This is a genomic window from Sorangium sp. So ce836, assembly GCF_028553905.1.
GTDB lineage: Bacteria > Myxococcota_A > Polyangia > Polyangiales > Polyangiaceae > Sorangium > Sorangium cellulosum_D.
In genome coordinates, this window is sequence record NZ_CP102233.1 from 9327030 (window position 1) to 9345308 (window position 18279).

At 72.4% G+C, this 18279-nt stretch carries 12 protein-coding genes; 7 read left to right on the top strand and 5 right to left on the bottom strand.

Annotated features, from left to right (window positions below):
- Positions 1-39: 39 nt before the first annotated feature.
- From NQZ70_RS33770 to NQZ70_RS33785, 4 genes are all read left to right on the top strand, one after another.
- A complete protein-coding gene (locus tag NQZ70_RS33770; protein ID WP_237244281.1) occupies positions 40-1107 on the top strand; it encodes a fibrinogen-like YCDxxxxGGGW domain-containing protein in 1068 nt (355 codons plus the stop codon).
- Between the two features lie 70 nt (positions 1108-1177).
- Positions 1178-1699 carry a hypothetical protein gene (locus tag NQZ70_RS33775; protein WP_237244282.1) on the top strand — a complete coding sequence of 174 codons (522 nt, stop codon included), beginning with the start codon at positions 1178-1180 and terminating at the stop codon, positions 1697-1699.
- Positions 1700-1725: 26 nt separating this feature from the next.
- The gene (locus NQZ70_RS33780) at positions 1726-2361 is read left to right on the top strand and encodes a hypothetical protein (protein ID WP_129577909.1); all 636 of its coding nucleotides are present in this window, start codon (positions 1726-1728) and stop codon (positions 2359-2361) included.
- Between the two features lie 97 nt (positions 2362-2458).
- A complete protein-coding gene (locus tag NQZ70_RS33785) occupies positions 2459-4474 on the top strand; it encodes a serine/threonine-protein kinase (RefSeq protein WP_237244283.1) in 2016 nt (671 codons plus the stop codon).
- 75 nt (positions 4475-4549) lie between these two features.
- On the opposite strand, the gene NQZ70_RS33790 is transcribed toward NQZ70_RS33785, so the two are convergent.
- Positions 4550-5161, bottom strand: coding sequence for a DUF4276 family protein (locus NQZ70_RS33790; RefSeq protein ID WP_129577910.1), 612 nt, complete (start codon positions 5159-5161; stop codon positions 4550-4552).
- Positions 5162-5164: 3 nt separating this feature from the next.
- Positions 5165-6307, bottom strand: coding sequence for an AAA family ATPase (locus NQZ70_RS33795; protein WP_129577911.1), 1143 nt, complete (start codon positions 6305-6307; stop codon positions 5165-5167).
- Positions 6308-6678: 371 nt separating this feature from the next.
- Between NQZ70_RS33795 and NQZ70_RS33800 the strand changes: the two genes are divergently transcribed.
- Positions 6679-7500 carry a hypothetical protein gene (locus tag NQZ70_RS33800; RefSeq protein WP_129577912.1) on the top strand — a complete coding sequence of 274 codons (822 nt, stop codon included), beginning with the start codon at positions 6679-6681 and terminating at the stop codon, positions 7498-7500.
- Positions 7501-7998: 498 nt separating this feature from the next.
- On the opposite strand, the gene NQZ70_RS33805 is transcribed toward NQZ70_RS33800, so the two are convergent.
- Both NQZ70_RS33805 and NQZ70_RS33810 read right to left on the bottom strand, forming a co-directional pair.
- Positions 7999-8913 (bottom strand): hypothetical protein, encoded by a 915-nt coding sequence (locus NQZ70_RS33805; protein ID WP_129577913.1) that lies wholly within the window; start codon positions 8911-8913, stop codon positions 7999-8001.
- A gap of 173 nt (positions 8914-9086) precedes the next feature.
- The gene (locus tag NQZ70_RS33810; protein ID WP_129577914.1) at positions 9087-13064 is read right to left on the bottom strand and encodes a serine/threonine-protein kinase; all 3978 of its coding nucleotides are present in this window, start codon (positions 13062-13064) and stop codon (positions 9087-9089) included.
- A gap of 85 nt (positions 13065-13149) precedes the next feature.
- Here NQZ70_RS33810 and NQZ70_RS33815 point away from each other — a divergent pair, with 85 nt between their 5' ends.
- A complete protein-coding gene (locus NQZ70_RS33815) occupies positions 13150-14706 on the top strand; it encodes a serine/threonine-protein kinase (RefSeq protein WP_129577915.1) in 1557 nt (518 codons plus the stop codon).
- Between the two features lie 52 nt (positions 14707-14758).
- Here the strand turns inward: NQZ70_RS33815 and NQZ70_RS33820 are convergent, their stop codons facing one another.
- The gene (locus NQZ70_RS33820; protein ID WP_207217562.1) at positions 14759-15820 is read right to left on the bottom strand and encodes a class I SAM-dependent methyltransferase; all 1062 of its coding nucleotides are present in this window, start codon (positions 15818-15820) and stop codon (positions 14759-14761) included.
- Positions 15821-15978: 158 nt separating this feature from the next.
- Between NQZ70_RS33820 and cysS the strand changes: the two genes are divergently transcribed.
- Positions 15979-17517 (top strand): cysteine--tRNA ligase, encoded by a 1539-nt coding sequence (gene cysS, locus NQZ70_RS33825; RefSeq protein WP_129577916.1) that lies wholly within the window; start codon positions 15979-15981, stop codon positions 17515-17517.
- Positions 17518-18279 lie beyond the last annotated feature (762 nt).

Consider the following 18279-nt stretch of genomic DNA (forward strand, 5'->3'; position numbering starts at 1 on the left):
CGCGCTCGGTCCTCCCAAGAATCCCCCCGAAATCGCATCGTGCTCGGCAAACGTCCGGTCGCAGGCGCCTGCTGCGCGGCCGTCGTGTGGCTCGCCGCCGCGCCGGCCTGCACGACGAAGGTGCGGAGGTTCGGGGAGGACGGCGCCGGAGGCGGCGCGGGCGGCGCCACGGCGAGCGCCGGCGAGGGCGGCTCGACGGCGAGCGCCGGCGGCGCCTCGGCGAGCAGCGGCGGCGGGCCGTGCGAGCCCGGGACCCAGAACGGCTGTTACAGCGGAGGGCGCGACACGCTGAACCGCGGCGTCTGCCGCGGCGGCGTGAGGACCTGCGACGAGGACGGGAAGGGATACGGCCCCTGCGCCGGAGAGGTGTTGCCGGCGTCCGAGCGCTGCGACACCGCCGAGGACGAGGACTGCGACGGTGTGGTCAACCAGGGGTGCACCTACGCCCGGTGCGCCGATGTTCCCCGCGGTCTTCCGAGCGGCGTCTATCTCCTCGATCTGGACGGGGCCGATCCCCAGCCGGAGTTCCCCGCCTACTGCGATCTGGAAACGGACGGCGGCGGCTGGGCGCTCGTCTACAACAGCGTCGGCTCCGACGCGGGCGCGACGCTCCCTTTCTGGAACATCCCTTACGCCGAGCGGCTCGGGACCCGGGGAGAGCCGGCCATCTCGCAGAACTATTACCGGGGCTCGCTCTACTTCGTCGGTCGAGAGTACCGCGACGAGATCGAGGATATCGAGGGGACCGTCAAGGTGGTCATGCGCGCGACCGCCCAAGGCATCGACTCGGCGACCATGAAGCTCCTGCGCCCCGAGCACGTCTCCGGGAACGCCGACATCTACGTCTCGCAGTTCCTCTCCGGGTGGTCGTCACAGGACCACGACGGCGACCCCGACCCGGGGAACTGCGCGCTCCAGAACCAGAGCGTCACGCAGCACTACGCGCAGTGCTGGGAATACAACCTCGGCGCGGACGGGGACGAGCCGCGGGACGACGGCGGCTGGGGCCCCCACCTCGGGACCCACCTCGCGGACCGGCTCGGGCTGGCCAGCGACGACACAAGATTTACGCGCGTTCGGCGAATCTCTCGCTGGACGCGGTGGTGAGCCGACCTCCGGGCGTACCTCCGCGGATTTGGTGACAGTTTCCGGGCGGCTCGAGTATGCTGCCCCGGCCATGCGCTTCTATGCACTGTGTTTGCTCATGCTCTTCGCGGGCCTCTGCCTGGCGAGCTGCTGGAACAGCGGCGCCTGCGTCGAGGGAGAGGCGTGCGAGTGCTTCAACGGCGACGACTGCTACCTCGGCTGCGACGGTGACTTCTGCGACCAGCGCTGCTTCCAGATGGTCCACTGCGGCGCCGTCTGCGAGCACGGGTGCTCGTTCGAGTGCTTCGACGTCAACGACTGCTCGGCCTCGTGCGGCGACGACTGCGATCTCAACTGCCATAACACAGCGTCGTGCGGCGCCATCTGCGACCGCGGCTGCCGGTACGAGTGCCACGACACGAGCCGGTGCGGCGTCAGCGTCGGGTCGAGCAGCGTCGTGACCTGCCGGAACGTGGCGACCTGCGAGGTCGAGTGCCGGGGCTCGTGCCATGTGTTCTGCGAGAACGTGAGCGGCGAGTGCCGCGTCCGCTGCCCCGACGGCGAGGCCGCGGTCAGCTGCCCGGACGGCTCGCGCGCGTGCGGCGGATGCTGAGGAGACGGAGACCCATGCAGAGAGCGATGACATCGCAGCTTCGCGCGCCGCGCCTCCTGGCCGCCGCGCTCTCGTTCGCGGCGCTGACCGTCGGATGGGCCGAGGTCGGGGAAGCGCAGATGACGATCAAGCGCCCCGGGGATCGCCCGGATTACAAGGTGGAGCTCGAGCCGCACCTGCTCTTCGCGCCGTTCGAGCCGCTGGGCCCGGGCGTCGGGACCGGCGTCGGCGCGGGCTTCCGCGCCACCATCGATATCGTGCCCGACGGCTTCATCAAGCGCATCAACGACTCGGTGGGGCTCGGCTTCGGCATCGACGGCGTCCACTACGCGGGCAACGGGAATTACCGCGGCGACTGCACGCGCTTCGAGAACGGGCCTGCGGGCACGCGCATCTGCACCGAGGTCGACGCGTACGGGGACGCGTCGAACTACGTGTTCGGCTCGGTCGTGATGCAGTGGAACTTCTGGCTTCACCGGCGGTGGTCGGTCTTCGGCGAGCCGGGGCTGTCGTTCTATCTCGGCGACCTGGGGCGCGACCCGTACCCCGGGGTCTCACCGGTGGTGTTCATCGGAGGGCGCTTTCACTTCACCGAGAACGTGACGCTCACGATGCGCCTCGGGTATCCCGCGTTCTCGCTCGGCGTGTCGTTCCTCCTGTGAGGTGCGCCGCCGGGAGGCGCGGGCGCCCGCGCCCCTCCCGGCCCCCGGCGCTGCGCCCCTTCCCCGCGGCGCCGGCCGACCTGATATCCTGCGCCGCATGCCGGAGACGCCGCGATCCGAAGAGCCGCTCGGCTCGGCCGAAGAGCCGCTCGGCTCGGCCTACATCGAGGAGCTCACGGAGGGGAAGGTCGGAGCGCCGGCCGCCGTGCCGCTGGAGGAGCTCTCGAGCTCGGCGCTCGCCGAGGACATCGAGGCGGCGGCCGCCGCCGGCGGCGGCGCGGGCGGCGACGCGCTGGTCGGGAGCCTGATCTCGGGGCGGTACCGCGTCGACGCGCTGATCGGCGAGGGCGGGATGGGCGCCGTCTACCGGGGCGAGCAGGTGCACCTCCGCAAGCGGGTCGCCATCAAGGTGCTCAGGCCGCTCGCCCGGCGGATGCCGGAGCTCGTGGCCCGGTTCGAGCGCGAGGCGGTCGCGGGCGCCCACATCCGGCACCCGAACGTTGTCGCGGCCATCGACTTCGGTCAGCTGGACGACGCATCGTTCTTCCTCGTCCTCGAGTACGTCGAGGGCACGCCGCTCAAGGACGTGATCGCCGAGGGGCCGCTGGAGCCCGCGCGGGCGCTCCGCATCGCGCGCCAGATCGCGTCGGCGCTCTCGGCGACGCACGAGAAGGGCATCGTCCACCGCGACGTGAAGCCGCTGAACGTCCTGCTCGACGCGCACGATCAGGTCCGGCTCATCGATTTCGGGCTGGCGAAGGTGAATGTCGATCTCCTGTCGAGCCAGAGCCGGAAGACGGCGAGCCCGACCCCGGCCCTCACGAGCGCCGGCGAGGTGTTCGGCACGCTCGCGTACCTGGCGCCGGAGGCGCTGCGCGGGATGGACGCGGTGGACGCGCGCGCGGACCTGTATGCGCTCGGGCTCGTGCTCTACGAGATGCTCACCGGACATCACCCCTTCGACACGAAGAACATCGTGGCGCGGCTCAAGCAGCAGGGCGCGGCGGGGCCGCCGCCCCTCCGCCTGCGCGCGCCGGATCTGGTCGTGCCCTACGAGGTCGAGCAGGCGGTGGCGCGGCTCATGGAGCACGACGCGTCGTTCCGCTACCAGACGGCGGCCGATGCCGTCGCGGCGCTCGACGAGGCGCTGGCGGCGATCGCGCGGGCGGCGGCGCACGCCGCGCAGGGAGCGCACGCCGCGCAGGCTGGGCCGGGAGCGCAGCCCGCGCCGCGAGCGCCAGCCGCGCAGGCGGCGCCGGGGGCGCCGGCGACGCCGCCCGCGCAAGGCGCCCCCAAGGCCCAGGCGCCGCCGGCCTGGTCAGGCCCCCGGAAGACGCTGCTCGCCCACGCGCACCGCCGGCCCGCGCCCTCGGCGGGCTGGGTGCCCCTCGCGGTGGCGCTGGTCGCCGTGGCGGCGCTCGCGATCGGCGGCGCGATCTGGCTCGTCCTCCGGCAGCCGAAGCCGACCGCGGAGGCGCCCGCGGCGGCCGCCGTGGTCACCCCGCCCGCGCCGGCAGCGCCAGCGCCGGCAGCGCCGGCGAGCGCGCCGCCCGAGGAGGACGACCGGGGCGCCGCCGCGCTGCGCGCGCAGCTCGGCAAGGCGGTGGCGACCAGGAACTGGGTGCTCGGCGCGCAGTCGATGCTGGCCCTGGCCGAGGCCGACCCGGAGCTCGTCCTGAGCCGGGGCCTGCGCGAAGAGGTCGTCTCCACGGTGGCGGGCATCGCGTTCGAGGAAGACAACCCGGCGGCGGACAAGGTCTTCGACCTGCTCACGAACCGGCTCGGCACCGGCGGGCTGGACGTGCTGCTCGACATCGTGCGCGCCCGGGGGGGCACGAAGGCGGCCCGGCGCGCCAGCGAGATCCTGGCGCGGCCCGAGGTGATGGCGCGCGCGACCCCCGCGCTCCGCATCACGTTCGCGTTCCGCAAGGCCACGTGCAACGGCAAGCGGGCGCTGTTCGGCCGCGCCGCGGCCGAGGGGGACGAGCGCACGCTCTTCGAGCTCCAGGTGCTGCACGGCGCCCGGTGCAGGCGGAACGACCCGTGCTGCTTCCGCGAGGACAAGGCGATCGCCGACGCCATCCAGCAGCTGAAGGCGCGCCTCGGGACGTAACACCAGCGACTGGCGCGGCGAGGGCCCCGAGCAGCTCGGCGGAGATCTCGCCGCACCGCGGGGCACCACCCCTCGTCATGCCGGCTTCGGGCCGTTGCGGACCGCTGACTCGAAGCGAGCGAAGCTCGGGCTGCGCCGCAGCTCTTGCGCCGAGTACACCGAGAGCCGCTCCGCGATCTCCTCGGCGACACGGGCCGTGTAGATCTCTCCCCGCCCCGCCTTGAGCAGGTGGATCAGGTGCCGCTTGGGGTTCACGATCTCGTCAGGCTGGCTGGTGTCGATGTTCCCGAGGTCCCGCCCGAGGTACTCACGGAGCGACGCCGCGCAGGCGAAGAACCAGGCTTCGAGGTGCCACTTCGCCGCGACGGTGAGGATGGGGACCGGAACGCGATGCCCCACCGCCGTCGCCATCAAATCCTCCTCGAACCGAGCCACGACGTCCTGCGGGTCCTTCGCGTCGGCGTCGAGCAGGATGACGAACTTGTCAGGTTGGTCGATCGGCGGCTTCTCGTACCACGCGCTGAGGACGAGCCTGCATGCATTCTCGGCGGTGATGGCCCGGTTGCGCGAGGGCGTTCGGATCGGTTCGTCGACGAGAGCGCCTTGCTCGCCGAGGTGTCGCAGAAGATGTGGTAAAGCGCGCCGCTCGGTCTCTCCGGAAGCGATGACGACGACCCGCTTGGCCATGGCTCAGGCCCCGAACCCCTTGGTCTCGTAAAACTCACCCAGCCCGAAACCGGAGGCATCCAGCGCTGCGTCTATCGCCTCGGGGTGCTGCTCGCGCTCGATGGTGGTGCCGTCCTGCGTACGCCGGACGACGGCGACCTCCTCGGCCTTGGGCAAGCAGTCGAGCAACAACGGAGAGTGGGTGGTGACCAGGATCTGCACGCGCTCGCTCGCGTCTCGGAGGTACTCGGCGAAGGCCCTGAGCGCCGAGGGATGTACATGATTCTCCGGCTCCTCGACCCCCACGAGGCTCGCGTCCGCCTCACCGAAGAGCGCGGTCATCATCGCCAGGATGCGGAGCGTGCCGCTGGACGCGCCTACCTGGTGCACGTTGTAGGAAAGACCGGGTTCGCGCTGGACGAAGTAGACGCGCCCATCGATGTCCGACTCCCGGAGGTCGAGCTGCTCCGGCACGCCGAGCACCCGGCGCGTGGCCATGACGATCCGGTTGAATGCTTCGCCGCCGTCCGGCCCCTTCTTCAGCGCATAGAGCCGAGCTGCCAGGTTGCGCCCGAACGTGTCGAGCCGGTCGGCATCCGACACGTTCGAGGCACGCCGCAGGAGCGGCGGGCTCGGATCGAAGAACCCCCATCGCTGAACGAACGCGCCGAGGCGCCTCGCCGGAAACGACTCGTCCGCGCTGGCGACGGCGAGGGCGCAGGCGGTGGAAGCGAGCGCCAGGTTGACTCTGTTGCTTTTCGCCTGGGTCGAATACCACCATGCCTTGCCGGCGTTCGCCTCGAGCAGGTGGCCCGGTGGGCCCCCATCATGGATCTGATAGAGGCGTTCCCACGTCGCAAAGCCGCCGCTTGCTCGCCGGAGGCCCACGGTCCACGCGTAGCGCTTCCCCTCATCCTCGTAGTGCGTCTCGACGGAGACCTCGCCGGCGACTTCGCCTTTCCAGGCGAGGTGCAGGATACCGCCGCGGTCTGCGACGCTGTCAGCGAAGTCCTTGGCCCTGACGCCCTCCGACAGGAAGCGGAGCGCGTCGAGGACGTTGCTCTTACCGCTCGCGTTGGTGCCGATGAGCACGCTCAGGCCGCCGAACGAGGTGTCGACGTGCTTGAGGCTGCGGTAGCGCTCTGCTCGGAGGGTCGTCAGCTTCATGGATGGCTCGCCGGCGCGCGTTGCCCGCGTACATTATGCCCGTTTTCCCGCTCGGGCAAGAGCGGCCACGACATCGCCTCGGGGGCCGGAACCGAGGCGCCGGGGTCTGCATGCCGAGGCGGCGTGCTCGCCCGCGCGCAGCGCCGAGGGGCGGGTCGGTCCGTCGGCGGGCGCGCGGCGCGCGCGCCCGCGCGCCTCGACGCGGAGGAGGCCGACAGATCCCGGCTGGCTCGCGCACCGTGCCGACGGGCGCAGCGGCCCCTCCCCGGTCGGGGTCGAGCACGCGGCGGCGCCCAGGTACGAAAAACGCTTGAACGAGCCGCCGGTCTCCCCGGTAAACTGTCCCTTCGGGGGAGGGGGAAAGAGGACACATGGCCAGATACGGGTATAGCTTCGTCCCCGACCGGGGATTCAGCGCCTTCTCGCGCGATCTGGGTGAGGGCGCGTGGAAAGACGTCTCCATCAAGAAGTACGACACGCCCGATCGCATGCCGCCGCAGCTCATGGAGGCGCCGCGGCCCGTCGCGTGGAAGCTCCGCGCCACCTGGAGCATCGCCGCGCTCGACGAGGTGCTCGGCATCGCCTCGGCCAGCGAGCTCGCCGCGCTCGACGCCGAGTGGGACGCGGCGCAGCGCGCGCTGCACCACTTCGTCGCCTCGGCCGAAGAGGGCGAGGACGCGGCGGTCCGCGAGGCGGCAACCCGGGTCCGCGCGGTCATGCTCAAGGGCAACGGCACCGAGCAGACCCGCCTCGGGTACGACGCCGAGGTCGACTTCGGGCGCTCCCAGGCGGCGGCTGCGAAACGAACGATGGAGGCCGACCTCAAGAAGATCGGCGCCGGTGCGCACCTGAAGCGTATCGAGAGGGCCACCGAAGCGCTCGCCAGGGGCATCGGCCGAGGCGGCGGGGAGAAGCGGCTGGGGACGCGGGCGAAGCGGCTGCGCGCGGCCATCAGCGGGTGTGTGACGGCGTTCAACGCCATCCATGACGAGATCACGTGGCTCCTCGCGCACACCGCGCCCGGCGTGCAGCGGCAGCAGCTCGAAGCGCTCCATGCTCCCTTTCTCGCGCTGCTCGAGCGCTATCCGCCCCCCGCGCGCTCGGGCACGAGGGATAACGGCGAAGGAGAAGAGGAACTCGCCATGGAGGAGCCCGCGGACGACGAGGAGGAGCCGGCGAGCGCCCCGCCCTGAGCGCAGGCTCCGTCCGAAGGGAGATCATCGCGGCGTGCACCGCCGCCCGGCACCCGCTGTCCTGCCCGATCAGGACGCCTTCGGGCCGCCACCCCGTCCAGCTTGGAGCTCGCTGGCAGCTGCCGTTCCCAGCCCGGCAGTGACCCGTCCGCTGCCCTTCCCAGCCCGGACGTGACCCGTCCGCTGCCCTTCCCAGCCCGGGCGTGACCCGTCCGCTGCCCTTCCCAGCCCCGACGTGACCCGTCCGCTGCCCTTCCCAGCCCCGACGTGACCCGTCCGCTGTCCTTCCCAGCCCGGACGCCACTTGTCCGCTGCCCTCCCCAGCGCGGACGTCACTTGTCCACTGCCCTTCCCAGCCCGGCCATGATCCGTCCGCTGTCCCTCCCAGCCCGGACGCGATGTTCCTCCCCCCCCACGATCCCCAGCGGGGACGGCGGCATGGCTCCCCGCGCCGGGCACATGCGCGGGGCGAGCTCCCCTCCCGCCCGCCGGCGCCGGTCAGAGCAGGCCGCATCCTGGGTAGAGCGGGAGGAGATCGGCGTCGCGTAGCTGGGTCCGGATCGTCTCCGCGTAGCTTGGTCCGAGGATCGGCCCGAGCAGCGGCCCGAGGATCGGCCCGAGCAGCGGGAGCGTGCGGCACGTCTTGTTGCCGGCAGTGTCCTCCGTGCAGGCCAGGTCGCAGAGCCCGACGAAGGCGATCCCGCACGTCGGCACATGACCGCAGAGCCTGTCCAGCTCGAGGAGGCTGAGATCGAGCGGGCAGCTCAGCGAGATCCTGGAGAGCTCCCCCGTCAGATCGGGATCGATGCAGGCAAACCCGGCAATGGGGCTCGGAGCGAAGGCATTGCCGTACATCGTGGCGTCCCGCACGATGAAATCGAGAAAGGGCTCCTCGTCCTGGGAGCACGCGAGGGCCGGATGGCCGCCCCTCAGCAGGATATCCACATGGGCGCCGGAGCCGTTCAGGTGCTGAAAGATGCACGCCGAGACCCAGCGCTGCTCCGAGATGTTGAGAGCACGACCTGTCCAGCCCGGCGCAAACCCAAAGGAGCCGTAATACGGGTCGCCGTTCGGCGCGTAAACGACCTGATCCGGGGACAGCGCGCAGCGCACCGTATAGTCGAGCACGCTCCTCCCGGCTGCAGTGCCGAGCAGCGGCGTCGCGACCAGGACGCCGCCGGCGCGGGCGAGCGCAGCGCCGCCAAGCGCCCGGAACGCCGCGCGGTTCTCCGGCGCCCAGAAGTGCGCAGGCGCCAGGCCGTTCGCGCCGATGGGCGCCACCGGGCGGCGCATGATCGGCGCCTCCGCCGTCTCGGCCGTTTCGACCGGCTCGACGTCAGATGGACCGATGCACCCCGCCATGAGCGCACAGGCGCCGAGGACACCAACTGCGACGAAGCGAGTCGAGGACATTCCGCTCTCCTCCTGGGTGATTACAGCGGCAGACATAAGACCACAAGCGCTATTTTCTTAATCCAACACTATTTCATTTTCCAGGAAGGCGCGCAATACTGAAAACCAGTACACACTGCGTGCACGGATATCGGGACTCGCCCGAACGCGGCGCGGGGACATGGCTTGTCGAATCAGGCCGGCAGGGTTGGACGAACGTCCGTTCGCGACGCCTCCTCCAGCCTGCGCTCCAGCTCGCCGAAGCGGGACAGCCACATGGGGCTCGCCGCGCGGAGCGCCCGCGCGCTCGCGAGCGACTCCTCCGCCTCACCGGTGTGTCCTCGACGAAGCGCCATTCGAGCACGCCAGTAGAAGAGCTGAAGCGTGTTCTCGACGATGGGTTGGTCTCTCGCGAGCGCGATGGCCTCGTCCCACGAGAGAGAGGAGGACCCGGCCGGCCGGAGCCCGACCTCGGAGAGCACGAGCTCGAGCAAGGCGTAGTCCCGGACGTCGCCCGGCTCGAGGACGCAGGAGCGCGCGATCCACAGGGCCAGCTGGCTGGCCTGCTCGTACTCGTCGAGCACCAGGTGAATCTGCGCGAGCAGGATCGCCGTGTGCGGCACGGGGCGCTCCGAGGCCTGCTCTTCCAGCCACCGGGCGCGCCGCGCGAGCGCGAGCGCCTCACGCTGCCTGTCGCTCCAGTGGAGCAGCACGGCGACGTTGTACGAAGCCATCTTCTCGAGCCACGGATTGCCGATCTCGCGCGCGAGATCGACCGCGCGGCGGAGGTCGTCGACCGCGCCCGGCAGCGACCACCTCCAGGCCCACAGCGCGATGCGGTTGATGTACGCGGCGCAGAGGTGGAACCGGTCGCCGGCCGCCGTGAGCAGGGCGATGAGATCCCCGAACGCCCGCTCGGCCTCCTCGCGGCGGCCCGCCGACGCGAGCTGGAACGACAGCATGAGGAGGGCGAGCACGCGCGCGTCGTAGTCGCCCGACGCCCCGGCCTGCTCGGCGCAGTCGGTGAGCTCCGCGATCGACGCCTCGAGCTTCCCCCGCCGCCACGAGGTCCGGCCCTCGGCGACCCGGAGGAGCAGCGCGAGCTCCGGCGAGCGCGCCGCGTCGACGAGCGGCCGCGCCTCGTCCACCCGGCGCGCCGACGCCTCGAAGTCGAAGTCCCAGTCGAGCGCGGTCGCGTCCTCGAGCAGGAGGCTCGCCCTCTGGTGGGCGTCGCCGAGCGCCTCGGCCAGCGCGAGCGCCTCGCCGAAGTCGCGGCGCGCCTCCTTCAGGCGGCACATGCGGTACCGGCTCCTGCCGCGCCCCGCGAGCGCGCGCACGCGCCGGCGCGCGTCGCCCGGCCCGGCGACCTGGAGCGCGGCGCCGTAGCGCTGGTCCGCCTCGACGACGTGGTGCCGCGCGGACGCGAGATCGCCGAGCGCGAGGTAGGCGTCGGCGGCCTCGGCGCACTCGCCGCTCGCGGCCGCGTGGCGCGCGAGCGCGCGGAGCCCGTCGGTCGAGCCGGCCGCCACCTGCGCGCGCCAGTAGGCGAGGGCGCTCAGGTGGATCTCGGCGCGGTGCGCCGGGTCGAGCATCTCGTAGACCGCCTCCTGGAAGATCGCGTTCTGGAAGGCGTGGCGGTCGTCCGCGCCTCCGCCGCCCTCGCTGTCGCGCTGCAGGATCCGCCGCTCGACGAGCGCCGACAGCCCGAAGCCCGCGTCGACCATCGGGCCGGCGCCGCCCGCGCGCTCCAGGCCGTCCAGCACCGCCTCGAGCTCGGCGCGATCGAACGACATGCCGAGCGCCGAGCAGACCCGGGCGCACGCGGCGAGCTCCGCCGGCAGCTCGTCGAGCTGCCGCGCCGCGAGCCACTGCCACGCCGGCGCGGGCGGCAGCGCCTCGACCTCCGCGGTCGCGAGGTAGAAGCCGCCGCCGGCGCGCCGGCGCACGACGCCCGCGTGCTTGAGGGAACGGACGATCTGGCGCAGGCAGTCCGGGTTGCCCCCCGCCCAGTCGGCCAGGCGGCGGAGGGTCTCGGCGGGCGGGAACTCGGCGGGCAGGAGCAGCCGCGACGCGAGGTCCATCGCCGCCTCCTCCGCGAGCGGCGCGAGCGTCACGCGGGTGTGGCGCTGGTTGCGCTGGCCCCAGCTGGGGCGGGCCTGCTCGAAGCGAGGGCGCGCGGTCACGACCGCCCAGAGCAGGACGCCCTCGCCGTCGAGCGTGGCGTACTCCAGGGCGTCGAGCAGCACGTCGTCCGCCTGGTCGGCGTCGTCGAGGATGACGGCGAGCGGGCCGCGGCGCGCCCGCTGGCGGAGCGCCTCGGCGAGCGCCAGCATCAGGCCGTGGCGGGCCGCGCCGGACAGCCGTCCGCCCCCCGGGTCCGCCCAGCCGAGCGCCGCCGCGACCGCCTCCCACGTCGCGCCGCCGAGCGCCTCGCCGAGCCGCGCCACGCAGAAGCCCCGCGGATCGTCGGGGGTGCCGTCGGGCGCGTCGAGGGCGACGCGCAGGAGCGCGCGCACCGCCTGCGCGGCGCCGCCGTGGATGGGGTGGAGCGCGCGCACGACCACCACGCGCACGTCCGGGACCGGCACGCCGGCGATGCAGGCGGCCTCGGCCGTGAGGCGCGTCTTGCCGAGGCCGGCGTCGCCGATCAGCGTGAACAGGCCGGGGCACGCCCCGTCGAAGGCCTCGGTCGCGCTGCCCGCGAGCGCCGAGAGCACGTCGTCGCGGCCGAGCAGCGGCGGCTCGCCCAGGCTCTCCGGGTCGTCCGGCGGCGTGGGGGCGAGCTCCTCCTCGGGCAGCGCGCGCTGGAACTCCTCGGTCATCGCGAGGCCCCGCCACGGCTCGGGGGGGAGCCACGTCTCGGGGCGCTCGACCGGGGAGCCGTAGGCCGCGTGCATGCCGCCGGAGACCCGGCGCAGGCGCACGCTGGCGAGGTGCAGCGCCACGCGCGCGCCGCTGCGCTCCGCGATCTCGCGCGCCGCGGCGAGGGCGGCGCGGGCCGGGTCGTGGACGTCCCGCGCGGAGAACACGGCGAGGCAGCGCTGCCCCCGCTGCCGCGCGACGAACCCCCGGCGGCTGCCGACCGCCGCGATCACCGGCCCGGCGCCGGCCTCGGCGAGGAGCAGCGCGACCGGCTGGCGCCCCTCGGCGGCGGCCGTCGCGACGCCGTCGCCCGGCGGCGACGACCGCGGCCCGGAGCGCCGCGACGACGGCGGCGGCGGGAGGGTGTCGCCGGCCGGGCGCGCGCGCAGGGCGTGCAGGGTGCGCCGGAGCGCGGCGGCGCTGTCCGGGCGGCGGCTCGGGTCCTTGGCGAGGCAGGCGAGCGTGAGCTCCTCGAGCCCCTCGGGGACGTCCGCGAGGTCGCTCGGGCGCGGGGGGCGCAGCGCCAGGTGGCCGTGCTCGACGGCGTCCTCGTTCCCGACGAACGGCGGGCGCAGGGTGAGCAGCTCGAACAGGATGACGCCGAACGCGTAGATGTCGGCGCGCGCGTCGATCCGCGCGGCGTCGCCCCGGAGCTGCTCCGGGGCCATGTACTCCGGCGTCCCCACGACGTCGCCGGCGCGCGTCGCGCGGACCGACGATGCCGGCTGGTCGTCGCCCTGGGCGAGCTTCGCGAGGCCGAGATCGAGCAGCACGGCGCGGCCGCTCGAGCGGAGCAGGAAGAGGTTCTCCGGCTTGAGATCGCGGTGGACGACGCCGCGCGCGTGCGCCGCCTCGAGCACCGCGAGGATCGCGTCCGCGCGCCCGGCGGCGCGGTCCGGGTCGAGCGGGGCGCGGAGCGCGGCGAGCTCGTCGGCGAGGGTCCGGCCGAAGAGCCGCTCCATCGCGAGGTACGGCCGGCCGTCGGCGAGCTCGCCCTGCGCGTACAGCTGCGCGACGTGGGGCACCCCCACGCGCTCGAGGAGCGCGGCCTCGCGCCGGAACCGCTCGCGGAGGCTCGCCGCCGCCTGCCGCGCCACCTTGATGGCCGCCGGCGCGCCGTCGTCGTCCCGCTCCGCGGCCCACACGTCCGAGAAGCCGCCGCGCCCGAGCGGACCGAGCACCGAGAAGCCGCCGACCGCGGGCGCCGCGCCTGCCACGGGGTGGTGCTCTCCGGGCGGCGGCGTGAAGCCGTCCCTGGCGCACGGCGCGCCATCGGCGAGCCGCCCGTGACATACGGCGCAGCGGTGCATGATCGGCTCGAATTCAGGCAGCCGACGGTCGCGTTGGACACCGGCTGACGCCTACAGTAACGCAGGAAGTCGACGGCTGTCATGTATGAAGACCTCCTCTCAAAACGATGAGCCGTCCCCCGCCAGGCCGGCGGCGGACGCGCCCGTCGCAGGCGCGACGGCGGCCGGAACGGCGCCGACCTGGGACCAGCGCACGCTCGATACGCGCGATCGGGAGGGCGACGGCGTGGGCATCCCCATCGCCGCGGCGCCGCGGGCGGGCGAGTACCTCCTCGACGGGGTGATCGCCGAGGGCGGGTTCGGCGTCGTCTACCGCGCGGTGCACGCGACGAGCGGGGCGCCGGCGGCGGTCAAGATCATGCACGCCGAGCTCATCTCGCGCACCGACGTGGTGCTCCGGTTCCAGCGCGAGGTCGACGCGATCGGGCGGATCCGGCACCCGAGCGTCGTCGAGATCCTCGACGTCGGGCAGCTCGAGGACGGGCGGCCCTACTACGCGATGGAGCTGCTGCAGGGCAGGAGCCTCGAGCAGCACCTGTTCTCGCGCGGCCGGCTCCCGGCCGACGAGGCGCTCGCGATCCTCGATCCGCTCTGCAGCGCGCTCGCCGCGGTCCACGCGCTCGGGATCATCCACCGGGACGTGAAGCCCTCGAACGTGATCCTGTGCGAGCAGGGCGGCGGGCTCCGGGTGGTGCTGCTCGACTTCGGCATCGCGAAGCTGCTCGGCACGACGGATCTCTCGCTCACGTCGTCGCGGCACGTCGTGGGGACCCCGGCGTTCATGTCGCCCGAGCAGCTCCTGAACCGGCCGGTCGACATGCGGACCGACGTCTACGCGCTCGGCGCGCTGCTCTACACGATGATCGCGGGCGCCATGCCCTTCTCGGCGAGCGCGTACCCGGTGCTGCGCCACCTGCACCTCCACCAGGCGCCGCCGCGCCCGAGCCTGCACGCGCCGGTCGACCCGGCATTCGACGACATCGTCGTGCGGGCGATGAGCAAGGACCCCGCGGGCCGGCACCCGGACGTCACCGCGTTCCTGGAGGACGTGCGGGCCGCGACGGCGCGGGTCCTCCGCACCGACGCGAAGGAGGCGGGGCGCATCCGCCGCCTCGCGATCGGGATGCTCGTCGAGGTCCTCGCCGAGAGCCGGGCGCTCGAGGCGCCGACCGACTCCTTCCTGACCGATTTCGAGGCGGTGCTCCCGGAGGCGATGGCCGAGCTCGCGACCGCGGGGTTCTCGCCGCTCGCGGTCACGAGCACCAGCGTGCTGCTCTCGGCGGGCTGGCCGCGCGACGAGCGCGGCGCCGAGGAGGCGCGCCGCCGCGCGATCGCGGCCGCGCTCGCGCTGTACGAGCGGATCGCCGGGCCGGACCGGCGCGACCTGCGGGTCGGCGTGCGCTTCTGCCTCCACGCCGGCGACGTGGTGGTCACCGAGGACGGCTCGGTGGTGGGCGGGAACGTGCTCGAGCTCTCCTCGTGCCTCCCGGAGACGGCGGCGGCGGGCGTCTACGCGTCGCCGGCCATGCTGGACGGCCTCGGCTTCGCGTCGCACCGGGCCACGGGGGCCCCGGGCGCCGCGATCCCGATGCGCCGCGTGGCCGCGCGGCCGCCCTCGGACGGCGCCGCGGCGCCCGCGTAGCGGCGGGCCGGCGCGGCGCTCGAGGCGCGGGCGGGAGCTGCGCGGGCGGGGGTCAGCGGGCGGGCTTCACGAACTTGAGGGTCATCCGGTCGCTCTCGCCGATGGCGGCGTAGCGCGCGCGGTCCTTGTCGCCGAGCCGGAAGTTCGGCGGCAGGGTCCAGACCCCTTCCGGATAGTCCTTCGTGTCCTTCGGATTGGCGTTCACCTCGGACTTTGTCGCGAGCTTGAAGCCGGCCGACTCGACCTTCTGGATCACCCACGCTTCCGGGAGGTATCCCTGCTTGGCGCTCTCGTCGGGGTTCGCGTCGGGCTTGGCGCGGTGCTGCACGATGCCGAAGACGCCGCCCGGCTTGAGCGCCTTGAACGCCTCGGCGACGTAGGTGTCGAATTTGCCGTTCCGATGCCAGCCGTGCGCCTCGCGGATGGCGAGGACGAGGTCGGCCTTGCCGTCGATTCCGAGCTTCGGGTCGTCGCGGTCGATCACGACGACATCGACCTTGCCGAACAGGTCGGGCGATTTCTCGAGCATGCGCTTCACCCGCTTGCCATAGAGGGTGTTGCGCGACTCCGCAGGGCCGTTCGGGTCGAAGGCGGTGATGACGAGCTTGCCCTTCTTGGCGAGCACGGGCGCGAGCAGCTCGGTGTACCAGCCCTCCCCTGCCCCGAGCTCGACGACGGTGCTCGTCGGCTTCAGGCCGAAGAACTCCAGGGTCTCGACGGGGTGGCGGGCCGCGTCCCGCTCGGCGTTGCCCGGGGCGCGGTGCTTGCTCTTGAGAGCCGCGCGCAGCGCCGCGCCGGCGCTCGGGTGATTGGCCGCGACGAGCGCCTTCACCTCGGCCTTGAGCGCGTCGTCGAACCGCGCGGCCTCCTGGTCGGCCTTGGCTTCCATGACCTTCGTGTCCTCGGCGAGCTTGGCCAGCTCCGCCTTCTTCTTCTCCTCTGCCGGGTCGACCTGGGGCGGGGCCGCCACCTCAGGCTGCGCGGCCGGCTCGACGGCCGGCGCCTGAGGCGGCGGCGGGGGCGGCGGGGCGGTCTCGACGGGCGGCGGATTTGACGCGCAGGCGGCGAGCGCGCCGGTGAGGACGAACAGCAAGGTCCTTGAAGTGATGTGCATGCACGCGTGCGTAGATCGAAGACAGGACGGCCGCAAGTGTGCGGAAAAGCACGCGGAAAACCACGGGAACGGCGGCGATGTTCCGCGTTGACCGGGCGGCAGCGCCAGGGTAGCGTACGCGGTCCGGGGGGCAGCTCGCACATTCACGCAGGTGGCCGATGCCGCTCAAGGTCCATAACACGCTCACGAGGAAGAAGGAGCCATTCGTCTCCGCCCAGCCGAAGATCGTGCGCATCTACACATGCGGTCTCACGGTCTACGCGCCGATGCACATCGGTCACGCGCGCACCTACTGCTTCTGGGACGTCTTCCGCCGCTACCTCGAGTACCGCGGCAATCACGTGCTGAGCATCATCAACTACACGGACATCGACGACCGCATCATGCAGCGCGCGAACGAGCGCGAGGGCGCCGTCGACGTCGCCGAGCGGAACATCGCGGCGTTCCGGCGCGACTGCCGCAAGCTCCACATCAAGGACTACGCCGTCTACACGCGCGCCACCGACTTCGTCGACGAGCAGGTCGACATGGTGAAGCGGCTCATCGAGAAGGGCCACGCGTACTCGGTGAACGGCGAGGTCTTCTACGAGGTCGCCACGTGCCCCTCCTACGGTGAGCTCTCGGGGCGCAAGGTCGACGAGCAGGAGGTCGGGGCGAGCGGCCGCGTCGAGGAGGACTTCGCGCGGAAGCGGCACCCGGCGGACTTCAGCCTCTGGAAGCCGACCTCCCCGGGCCAGCCGAGCTGGCCGACCGGAGAGGGCGCGTGGCCGACGGGGCGCCCCGGCTGGCACATCGAGTGCTCGGCGATGAGCACGGCGCTGCTCGGCGACCATTTCGACGTCCACGGGGGCGGAATCGACAACATGTTCCCGCACCACGAGAACGAGATCGCGCAGAGCGAGCCGCTCTGCGGGAGGCCGTGGGTGCGCTACTGGCTGCACCCCGAGCACCTCGATCTCAAGGAGGTGAAGATGTCGAAGAGCCTCGGGAACGTCATCTCCATCGAGGAGCTCCTGTCCCGGCACGGCCACGACGAGGCGCGGTGGTTCTTCGTGACGCACCATTACCGGTGCAAGCTCCCGTTCGGCTGGGATCTGCTCCAGCAGAGCGCCCAGGGCTACGCGCGCATCAAGAAGCTCGCGGCTGTCCTCGCCGAGAAGCTGCGCGGCGCGGGGGAGGAGCCGCTCGCGGCGGGCGCGTATGCGTCGCAGCGGCCCGAGGAGGAGCGGTTCCCGAGGATGCGCCACCAGTACGTCCACGGCCGGTTCAAGGAGCACACCGAGCGGTTCATCGCGCGCTTCATCGAGGCGATGGACGACGACCTGAACACGCCGAACGCGGTGGCGGCGTTCTTCGATTACGTGAGCGCGCTCTATTCGGCGGGGATCGAGCAGTGCGACGACCGCGCGTCGCTGCTCGCGGTGTACCGGGCGGTGGCGCGCCACCTCTGGGTCTTCGGGGTGGAGATCGCCGAGCCGGCGCTCTATCCGGCGCTCGCGGCCGACTACGCGGTCGCCCCTTCCGAGAGCGCGGCGGGGCGCGGGGGCGACGCCGCCGTCGACCGGCTGATCGCGATGCGCCAGGCCGCGCGGAAGGCGAAGGATTTCGCCAAGGCGGACGCCATCCGCAACCTGCTTGCCGAGGCCGGCGTCGTCCTCGAAGACACCCCCCAAGGCCCCCGCTGGACCTCGTCCTGAGGAGCTCTCCCGCTTCGGATACGGGCCCATCTCGACGTTTTCGGTGCTCGGCGTACAAGAGTACGCCTCCGCGCCGAAAACGCCGATCTGGGCCCGTCTCCTGTGCGGGAGAGCTCCGCTGACGTGGTTCAGAGATGAGGGGGCGAGGCCCGTCTCCTGGGCGAGAAGGCTCCGCTGACGTGGTTCAGAGATGAGGGGCGAGGCCCGTCTCCTGGGCGAGAAGGCTCCGCTGACGTGGTTCAGAGATTAGGGGCGAGGCCCGTCTCCTGGGCGAGAAGGCTCCGCTGACGTGGTTCAGAGATGAGGGGGCGAGGCCCGTCTCCTGGGCGAGAAGGCTCCGCTGACGTGGTTCAGAGATGAGGGGCGAGGCCCGTCTCCTGGGCGAGAAGGCTCCGCTGACGTGGTTCAGAGATGAGGGGCGAGGCCCGTCTCCTGGGCGAGAAGGCTCCGCTGACGTGGTTCAGAGATTAGGGGTGAGGTTGTAGAGGGGGGAGCGGCGGAAACCTGCCGGGATTCGAAATGAACTCCGCAGCCCCGCCAGAACGACGAGCTGCGACCGCGATGACATAAGGCCGACAAGCCCTCGGGGAGCTGAGAGGGCATGCCCCTCCTTATAGGAGCTGGGACGGCCGGCCCGCTGCTTACCGACGCCCCCTCCTTATAAGAGAGAGACGGCGGCGCGGGACGATGCTCGGAGAGCGCGGCGCAATGCATTGGGGCGGCGCGATGCATTGAGGCGGCGCGGCGCGGCATATAGAAGCG

Excerpts from the sequence above, each read along its gene's own strand:
- NQZ70_RS33820 (WP_207217562.1), bottom strand. The coding sequence starts at position 15,820 with ATGCACATCACTTCAAGGACCTTGCTGTTCGTCCTCACCGGCGCGCTC.
- NQZ70_RS33800 (WP_129577912.1), top strand. The coding sequence starts at position 6,679 with ATGGCCAGATACGGGTATAGCTTCGTCCCCGACCGGGGATTCAGCGCC.
- NQZ70_RS33775 (WP_237244282.1), top strand. The coding sequence starts at position 1,178 with ATGCGCTTCTATGCACTGTGTTTGCTCATGCTCTTCGCGGGCCTCTGC.
- NQZ70_RS33815 (WP_129577915.1), top strand. The coding sequence starts at position 13,150 with ATGAAGACCTCCTCTCAAAACGATGAGCCGTCCCCCGCCAGGCCGGCG.
- NQZ70_RS33810 (WP_129577914.1), bottom strand. The coding sequence starts at position 13,064 with ATGCACCGCTGCGCCGTATGTCACGGGCGGCTCGCCGATGGCGCGCCG.
- cysS (WP_129577916.1), top strand. The coding sequence starts at position 15,979 with ATGCCGCTCAAGGTCCATAACACGCTCACGAGGAAGAAGGAGCCATTC.
- NQZ70_RS33805 (WP_129577913.1), bottom strand. The coding sequence starts at position 8,913 with ATGTCCTCGACTCGCTTCGTCGCAGTTGGTGTCCTCGGCGCCTGTGCG.
- NQZ70_RS33785 (WP_237244283.1), top strand. The coding sequence starts at position 2,459 with ATGCCGGAGACGCCGCGATCCGAAGAGCCGCTCGGCTCGGCCGAAGAG.
- NQZ70_RS33780 (WP_129577909.1), top strand. The coding sequence starts at position 1,726 with ATGACATCGCAGCTTCGCGCGCCGCGCCTCCTGGCCGCCGCGCTCTCG.
- NQZ70_RS33790 (WP_129577910.1), bottom strand. The coding sequence starts at position 5,161 with ATGGCCAAGCGGGTCGTCGTCATCGCTTCCGGAGAGACCGAGCGGCGC.
- NQZ70_RS33795 (WP_129577911.1), bottom strand. The coding sequence starts at position 6,307 with ATGAAGCTGACGACCCTCCGAGCAGAGCGCTACCGCAGCCTCAAGCAC.